The organism is Curtobacterium sp. MMLR14_010, assembly GCF_001865015.1.
Lineage (GTDB): Bacteria > Actinomycetota > Actinomycetes > Actinomycetales > Microbacteriaceae > Curtobacterium.
The window spans coordinates 102,879-111,748 of record NZ_MJGV01000018.1; the positions used below are offsets into that span (position 1 = coordinate 102,879).

Sequence of the window (8,870 nt, forward strand, 5' to 3'; positions counted from 1 at the left end):
TGTTGTTGTGGTTGAACCGGAACCGCGGGCGTGGGGGCACACACGGTGGAAGCTCGAGAGATACGTGATCCGCTGGATAGAGGGTCGAGCGGACACGTTTCGACCGTTCATTCTTGCAGGTTTCCGAGCGAGAAGCGAGCCAGGACGCGCCGTCACGGTGCGAGTGTCCGCACCGCCTCCAGCGCCTCGCTCGTCGCGCGGACGGCGTCGACGCTCCGGGCGTCGCGTGCGCCGCCCACGACGGCGAACGGCACGCCGGCGTCCTGGAGGCTCGACACCAGTCCGGTGGGGTCGTCACCGTCCGCGCCGAGAGCGCTCTCCTGGCCGGCGCAGATCACCACGTGGTCCGCTGGGACGGCCCGATCCTCGCCGTCCTCGTCACGGATCCAGAGCGTGCCCGGCTCGATGCGCAGGTACTCCTGCACGCCGCCGACCATGCTCACACCCGCGTCACGGAGCCGACCGAGTGCGACCCACCGGGACGTCAGGCCGACGCCCTGGCCGAACTTGCCCGTGCGTCGGAGCACGGTGACCTGGTCACCGGGGCGGATCGTCCGCGTGGCTGCCGGCTCGCGCTGGGGCAGGTCGCCGACGACGTCCCGCGCCACCGAGAGGTCCCAGCGGGCGGCGAACTCCCCCGCACGCACGGCCTCGTCCGGCGACTCGGTGAGGAAGGCCGCGGTGTCGACGCCGATGCCGCCGCCACCGATGACCGCGACGGTGCCCTCGGGGACGCCCTCGGTCAGCGCCCGCTCGTACGACACGACGTGCGGCAGGTCAGCGCCGGGGACGTCGACCACGCGGGGCAGGACCCCGGGGGCGAGCACCACGGCGTCGCTGTCGAGCAGGTCCGCGGCGGTCGCCGGGCGCCCGAGCTGCACGGTCGCACCGCGCTCGTCGAGCTCGGCACGGGCCGCGCGGACGGTGGCGGCGTAGTCCTCCTTGCCCGGGACGACGGCGGCGAGCCCGAACTGGCCGCCGAGCCGGTCGGAGGCCTCCCACAGGGTCACGCGGTGGCCACGACGGGCGGCGTCGACCGCGGCAGCGAGCCCCGCCGGTCCCCCGCCGACGACGTCGACGCGCTTCGGTTCGGTCGTCGGGCGGAGCGGGAAGGCGAGCTCGCGTCCGGCGCGGGGGTTGACGAGGCACGACACGGGCGCGCCGACGATCGAGCGGTCCAGGCAGGCCTGGTTGCAGCCGATGCACGTGTTCACCAGGGCGAAGCGGCCCTCGAGCGAACGGGCCACGATGGCGGGGTCGGCGAGGAACGGGCGCGCCAGGGCCACGGCGTCGATGAGCCCGTCGGCGAGCACGGCCTCACCGTCGCGCAGGTCCGTCATCCGGTTCGAGGCGATGACCCGCACGTCCGGGTACGGCGACTCGCGGACGACCCGGGCGATGCGCCGCGCGTAGGACAGCCACGCGCCGTGCGGCACGGCGGCCTGGACGGTGGGCGTCCGGGACTCGTGCCAGCCGATGCCGACCGAGATGCCGTCGAGGCCGAGCGGCAGCAGGTCGTGCACCAGGGCGTCGACGTCGTCCGGGGTCGAGGACCCGGGCATCAGGTCGGCGCCGGACAGTCGGATCGTCACGGCGAGGTCGGGCACGGCGTCCCGCACGGCCCGGACGACGGCCACCGGGAACCGTCGACGGCGCTCGGGCGAGCCGCCCCAGGCGTCGTCGCGCAGGTTCGTCAGCGGCGAGTGGAACTGGTTGATGAGGTAGCCCTCGGACGCCATGATCTCGACGCCGTCGAAGCCGATGGCACGGGCCGAGCGTGCCGCGGCGGCGAAGTCCTCGATGGTCCGCTCGACCTCGTCCGCCGTGAGCTCGGTCGGCACCACGCCCCGTGCAGCCGCCCAGGGCAGCGCCGACGGTGCGACCGCTCGTTGGGGGTCGCCGTGCCGGTCGACCATGCCGCCCACGAGTGCGTACCGCCCGGCGTGGAAGAGCTGCGCGAGGATCGTGCCGCCCTCCTGGTGCACGGCGTCGACCGCGACCCGGAAGCGCTCGTCGGCGCCGTCCGCGCCGAACACGGCGAAGTCGGGACCGCCGCGGGCCTCGTCGCTGACCGCGATGCCGCCGGTGATGATGCAGGCCGCTCCCCCGGCGGCACGTTCACGGTAGAACGCCGCCATGCCGGCTCCGCCGTCGTCGTGGACCTCGAGCCCGGTGTGCATCGACCCCATGACCACCCGGTTGCCCAGGTGCAGCGGGCCGAGCGTCCACGCGGACGCGACGGCGGTGACGGCGGTGACGGCGGTGTCAGGAGCGGCGAGGGTCACGACTACTCCCCGACGTCGCCCATGACGGACGGCCCCTTGGGACCGCCAGCGCCCTCGGCGCCGTCACCCGGCAGGACGGCGTCCCGCAGCGGCGAGGTGGTGTCCGACCAGAACGGCGGCGCGACGACGGTGATGCCGCCGTCGACGGAGAGGATCTGCCCCGTGATGTAGGACGCCTTGTCGGAGAGCAGGAAGTCCACCGCGTCGGCCATGTCGTCCGCGGTGCCCGGGCGCTGCAGCGGCACCTTCGACAGGACGGACTCCATCGGCGCCATGCCCGGCACCGCGTTGTAGAAGTAGTCGAGCGAGTCGGTGTCGATGAGCCCGCCGTTGACCGCGTTCACCGTGATCTGGCGCGGGCCGAACTCCACCGCCATGTACTGCATGTACGACTCGGTCATGGCCTTGGCGGCACCGAGTGCTGCGTAGGTCGGGAAGGCGCGCAGCGACCCGTACGAGGTCACGACGACGATCCGCCCGCCGCGGTCCATCAGCTCGGCGGCACGCTGGGCGCCGAGCACGAAGGACCGGGCGTTCGTGGCGTAGCTGCGGTCGAGGTGGTGCAGCTTCAGGTCCGCGACGGGCTTGAACGCGCTGGCGGCGGCGTTCGCGACGAACATGTCGAGCCGGCCGTAGGTGTCCCGCACCAGGTCGAACATGGCGTCGAGCGACGCCGGGTCCTCGATGTCGGCCTGCACCGTGATGCCGTCGCCGCCCGCGGCGCGGACGTCGGCGAGGGACTCCTCGGCCAGGTCCGCGTTCTTCTTGTAGTTGATCACGACGGTCACGCCGCGCGCGCCGAGCTTCTGCGCGAGCAGGCGGCCGATGCCGCGCGACGCGCCGGTGATCAGGGCGATGGGTGCGGTGCTGGGGTCGGTCACGTGAGTCCTCTTCGTGCGTGTGCAGGGGCGGACGGGAGGCTCGTGGCGGGCCCCGCCACGGGCCTCCTGCCCGGTTGTCGGTTGCGTCCTAGAAGCCGGCCTGGCCGGTCACGACGGCGCGGCCGACGATGAGCTTCTGGATCTCGTTGGTGCCCTCTTCGAAGCGCTGTGCGCGGGCGTCGCGGTAGACCCGCTCGATCGCGTTGCGCTTCCAGTAGCCCTGCCCACCGTGCACCTGCAGCGCCTTGTCGGTCACGCGGGCGAGCATGTCGACCGCGATCATCTTCGAGGCGCTGGAGAGCGTGCCGGCGTCCGGGCGGCCCTCCTCGTAGGCGCGGGCGGCCTCGAGCACGAGGGCCCGGGCGGCGGCGATGTCGGCGTAGTTCTCGGCGAGGTAGAACTGGATCGCCTGGCGCGTGGCGAGCTTCTTGCCGAAGGTCTCGCGCTCGTTCGCGTACTCGACGGCGAGCTCGTTGGCCCGCTCGGCCAGGCCGACGGCGCTCATCGCGACCGAGATGCGGCTCGGGAGCAGGAAGCCGCCGAGCGCGACCTCGAGCCCCTGGCCCTCGTCGCCGAGCCGGGCGCTGGCCGGGATCGGGGTGTCGGTGAAGCGGAGGATCGCGTGGTCGGTGCCGCGGATGCCCATGGTGTCGGAGTCGTCGATCACCTCGGCGCCGGGCAGCCCCGTGTTCGGCATGAGGAACGCGACGGTGCCGTCCTGGCCCGTGGTGCCCTCGAGCCGGGCCGCGATGAGCCAGTAGTCGCACTTCACACCGAACGTGATGAGGTGCTTCTCGCCGTTCATCACGTACGTGTCGCCCTCGCGGCGGACCGTCGTGCGGATGTCGGCGCCGGTGCCGGCCGTCGCCTCGGTCAGGGTGAAGGCGACGAGCTTGTCACCGGCGACCGAGGGCTTGACGACCTGCTCGATCTGCTCCGGGGAGGCGTACGGGGCCATCGCCCGCCAGGTGCCGTTGATGACGTGCACGAGCATCCGGATCGACGCGTGCGAGCGCGAGATGATCTCCATCACCTCGAGGTAGCGGGAGAACGGGATGTCCCGGCCGCCGAGCTCGACGGGTGCCGCGAGGCTCAGCCATCCGCGTTCCTTGAGCTCCTGGAACAGCTCGGGCGCGACCTGGCCGGTGCGCTCGATCTCGTTCGCCCAGTCCTCGCCGCGGGTGCGGACCCACTCGGTGACCTCGGCCTTGAGCTCCTGGAGGTCCTGCTCGGTCGCGGGTTCCATGACCATCGTCATCGTCTCAGTTCTCCTTCGTGCTCACGAGCGCGGCGACCTGCTCGCGCAGGACGTTCTTCTGGACCTTGCCGACCGCGTTGCGCGGCAGCTCGTCGATGTACTCGAGCCGCTCGGGCCAGTAGTACCTGCTGACGCCGGCGTTCTCCAGGTACTGCTGCATGCCGGCGAAGTCGAGCGGCTCGTCGGCCCGTGCCGACACCACGTAGGCGCAGGCCCGCTCACCGAGGCGCGCGTCGGGCATCGCCACGATCGCGACGTCCGTCACGAGCGGGTGCTGGTAGAGCAGGTTCTCGATCTCCACGACGGGGATCTTCTCACCGCCGCGGTTGATGACGTCCTTGACGCGACCGGTGATCGAGAGGAAGCCGTTGGCGTCCACCTTCGCCAGGTCGCCGGTGCGGTACCAGCCGTCGGGGGTGAAGACGTCGTCGGTCAGGTCGGGGCGGTCGAGGTAGCCGTCGAACATCGTCGGCGAGGACAGCTCGAAGTTGCCCTCGGTGTCCGCCGGCAGCTCGGTGCCCTCGTCGTCGACGATGCGGATGCTGATGCCCGGGAGCGCCCGGCCGTCGTGGCCGTACGCCGCGGCGGGGTCGTCGCTCGGGCTGGAGAGCGCACCGAGGCAGGTCTCGCTGGTGCCGAACGCGCCGAGGATCGCCGTGCCGAGCACCGTGGCGGCCCGCTGCGCGAGGGCACGGGGCACCGCGGCGCCGGTCGGCACGAAGATGCGCAGGCTCTCCGGTGCCGGGGCGCCGGCCTCGACCAGGTCGACCAGGTCGGTGAGGAACGGCGTCGCGCACTGCACGAACGTCGCTCCCGCCGCGCCGAAGGCCTGCTCGAGGGCCCCGCGGCCGTCCCACACGGGCTGGATCACCTGCGGTGCGCCGAGCCGGAACGCCAGCAGCATGCCGTAGAGGAACCCGGTCTGGTGTGCGAGCGGCGACGGGATGTAGATCCGGTCCTCGCTCGTCAGCCCGGACTGCGCCACGTGCATCGCGGTGGCCAGGCCGAGCGTGCGGTGCGGGTGCTGGACGCCCTTCGGCTCGCCGGTGGTGCCGGAGGTGAAGAGCAGCTGGCAGATGTCGTCCGGGGTCGGGGCGTGCGAGCGGATCTGCTCGACGTCGACCTGCACCGAGCCGAGCGCGGTGTCCCAGTAGCGCCAGTTCCACTCGCTCGCGGCGACCCGCTCGAAGGCGTCGGCGGGCACGGGCGGCTGGTTCGTCGGGGTCTCCCCCGGGCCACGGGCCTCGGAGCGCAGCACGATCACGTGCTCGACCGCGAGCCGGCGCTTCTGGGCGGCGGCCTCGTCGATGACGTCGAGGAGCTCCAGGGCCGGGCGGCGCTTGCGGAAGACGTTCGGCAGGAAGACCACGCGGGCACGGGACCGTGCGAGCGTCATGGTGGTCTCGCGTGGACCGAACACCGGCATGATCGGCGTGGCGACGGCGCCGATCTGGATCGCCCCGAGGGTGATCGAGACGAACTCGCGCCAGTTCGGGAGCTGCATCGCGACGGACTCGCCGCGGCGCACCCCGAGCTCGAGGAGCAGGGCAGACACCCGGTCGGCCTCGTCCTGCAGCTCGCGCCACGTCGTGTTGACCGGCTCCGGACCGCCGACCTCGATCACGGCGAGGCCGTCGGGGTCGGTCTCGGCGAGCGAGCGCACCTTCTCGCTGAGGACGAGCGGTTCGGCGTCGACCCCGGCGAGCGCCGGCAGGTCCTCGGCGCGGGCGGCCGCGGTGGGGTCCTCGCCGAGGTCGGTGCGCTGGTCGACGACCTCGGCACGGTCGGCGCGGACCTCGGCCTCGGCGGTCGCGGCTTCGGCGTCGCCGACCTCCATGTCGAGGCCGACGGAGTTCATCGCCTCGAGGAAGGTCGGGTACGAGATCCGGTAGGCCCTGGGGTAGGTGAGCGCGGAGACGCCCTCGGCCCGGGTCGCGGCGACGGCCAGGGACATCAGCACGCGGTGGTCGTTGAACGACGACATCGACGCGCCCTGCAGCGCCCCGGCGCCCACACCCGTGACCCGGAGCTCGTCGGCGCCCTGCTCGGCGCGGCCGCCCATCCGGTTGAGCTGGAGCATCGCGGCGACGCGGTCGGACTCCTTCAGGCGGATGTGCGCCACGTTCCAGAGCCGGGTCGTGCCCTCGGCGAAGGTCGCCATCGTGGACAGGACGGGCAGCAGGTCGGGGATCGGCCGGCAGTCGATGTCGAGCGGGCGCAGTGGGGAGCCGTCGTGCTCGATCCGCACGAAGCCGGTCTCCTCGTCGATGCGCATCGGCACGCCCATCGCGGTGGCGAGGTCGAGGAACTCGCTCTCCGGGTGGTCGGTCTCCGCCGTGGTGAAGGACCGCAGGCCGCGCAGGAGCACGTTCGACTCGCGGATGCCGGCGGCGGCGATGCCGAACGCGGCGGAGCCGATGTCCGGCGGGATGACGTAGTCGTGCGGGGTGGCCTGCTGGCCCGCGGGGATCCGGTACTCGAGCCAGTCGTCGGAGACCTCGACCCGCAGGCCGAACTGCCGCATCATCCGGACCGTCAGCTCGACGTAGGGCTGCTCGTTGAGCCGCCCGCCGGTGATGTGGATGCGGGTCTCCTGCTCGGCGAAGGGCGCGACGAGCAGCAGTCCGGACACCCACTGCGACAGGGTGCCGGCGATCGAGACGTCGCCGCCGCGGGGGCGCTTCGGCTGGACGGTGACGGGCGGGCAGTCGTTCGGGGCGTCGAGCTCGATGCCCATCTGCGTCAGCGAGGTCAGCAGGGCCTTGATCGGGCGACGCTGGAAGTACTTCATCCCCGAGAGCGTCATCGGCTTGTCGGCCAGGGACGCCAGGCCGGTCATGAAGTACAGCGTGGTGCCGGACGACCCCATGTTGAGCAGGCCGTCGGCGCCGCGGGAGCCGTGGTCGACGACGTCGGTGGCCTCGTACCGGCCGCCGAGCCCGGTGACGTGGTACTCGTCACCGCGGCGCTTGACGTCGACGCCGAGGGCACGGAGCGTGCCGACGGTCCACTCGACCTGTCGCGTGGCACTGATCCCGGAGACGATGCTCGTCCCCTTCGCCAGGGACGCGAGCACCAGCGCGCGGTGCGCGTGGTACTTCGAGACCGGGATGTCGAGTTCTCCGACGAGCGGTGCGGACGAACCGCGGACGACCAGCTGCATGCGTACCTCTTCCCTGTGCGGCGCTTCTACGGTAGTCCCGGTGTGAAGGTCCTGAGAACCCGATCCGCACGATCGGGACAGCGGTTCGTTGTGCGTGTCCGACAACCTGCCCGGCAGGATGTACAGCATGGACATCCGCTTCACCGAGTCCCGCCCGTCGACCCTCGGCGTCGAGTGGGAGCTCCCGCTGGTCGACCGCGACACCGGCGACCTGACTCCCCGCGCGCCAGCCGTCATCGCCGCCGTGCACGAGCGCCTCGGTGACCACGACAAGGTCACCGAGGAGCTGCTGACCAACACGGTCGAGGTCGTCACCGGCGTGCACGACACCGTCCGCGGTGCCACCTCTGAGCTCTCCGCCACGATCGGTGAGGTCATCGACGCCGCCGACCCGCTCGGCGCGCAGGTCATGTGCTCCGGCACGCATCCGTTCGCGGTGTGGGACCAGCAGGAGATCACACCGGACAGCGAGCACTACACGGAGCTCATCGACCGGACGCGGTGGTGGGGCCGCCAGATGCTCATCTGGGGCGTCCACGTGCACGTCGGCATCGACGACCGCGACAAGGCGGTCCCGATCATGAACGCGATGCTCGCCTACGTGCCGCACCTGCAGGCCTTCACCGCGTCGAGTCCGTTCTGGGCCGGCACCGACACCGGGTACGCGTCGAACCGCGCCCTGATGTTCCAGCAGCTCCCCACCGGCGGGCTCCCGCCGCAGCTCGGCGCGTGGGCGAACTTCGAGGAGGTCGTCGGTGACCTCACCCACACCGGTGTGATCGAGGGCGTCAAGGACCTCCGCTGGGACATCCGCCCCTCGCCGGGGTGGGGCACGCTCGAGAACCGCGTCTCCGACGGCATCTCGACACTGCAGGAGGTCGGCGCCGTCACCGCGCTCGTCCAGTGCCTGGTGACCGCGTCCTCGGACCGGCTCGACGCCGGCGAGACCCTGCCGACCATGCAGCCCTGGTTCGTCCGCGAGAACAAGTGGCGCGCCGCCCGCTACGGCATGGACGCGGAGATCATCACGAACGTCGCCGGCGACGAGCGGCTGGTCACCGACGAGGTCCACGACCTGGTGACGCGGCTCGACCCGATCGCTGAGCGCCTCGGCTGCCAGCAGGAGCTGCACCACCTCGACACGATGATCGAGCGCGGCGCGTCGTACCAGCGGCAGCTCGCGGTGGCGCAGCAGCACGGTGGCGACCTGCGCGCGGTCGTCCGGCACCTGGTCGCCGAGCTGAGCGACTCGCTCTGAACGCACCACAGACAGACGGGAGGCC

At 71.9% G+C, this 8,870-nt stretch carries 5 protein-coding genes; 1 reads left to right on the forward strand and 4 read right to left on the reverse strand.

The features are described from left to right. Positions 1–152: 152 nt before the first annotated feature. The 4 genes from BIU98_RS03065 to aroA all read right to left on the reverse strand — a co-directional run bounded on the left by BIU98_RS03065 (position 153) and on the right by aroA (position 7,587). Positions 153–2,285 (reverse strand): FAD-dependent oxidoreductase, encoded by a 2,133-nt coding sequence (locus tag BIU98_RS03065; protein ID WP_254787778.1) that lies wholly within the window; start codon positions 2,283–2,285, stop codon positions 153–155. Between the two features lie 2 nt (positions 2,286–2,287). Then, positions 2,288–3,166 (reverse strand): SDR family oxidoreductase, encoded by an 879-nt coding sequence (locus tag BIU98_RS03070; protein WP_071271254.1) that lies wholly within the window; start codon positions 3,164–3,166, stop codon positions 2,288–2,290. Positions 3,167–3,254: 88 nt separating this feature from the next. Beyond that, positions 3,255–4,424 (reverse strand): acyl-CoA dehydrogenase family protein, encoded by a 1,170-nt coding sequence (locus tag BIU98_RS03075; protein WP_217635659.1) that lies wholly within the window; start codon positions 4,422–4,424, stop codon positions 3,255–3,257. Between the two features lie 4 nt (positions 4,425–4,428). Then, the gene (aroA, locus tag BIU98_RS03080) at positions 4,429–7,587 is read right to left on the reverse strand and encodes a 3-phosphoshikimate 1-carboxyvinyltransferase (RefSeq protein ID WP_071271263.1); all 3,159 of its coding nucleotides are present in this window, start codon (positions 7,585–7,587) and stop codon (positions 4,429–4,431) included. A 127-nt stretch (positions 7,588–7,714) separates the two neighbouring features. Here aroA and BIU98_RS03085 point away from each other — a divergent pair, with 127 nt between their 5' ends. After that, positions 7,715–8,845, forward strand: a complete 1,131-nt coding sequence (locus BIU98_RS03085; protein WP_071271317.1) for a glutamate--cysteine ligase — start codon at positions 7,715–7,717, stop codon at positions 8,843–8,845. Positions 8,846–8,870: the final 25 nt, after the last annotated feature.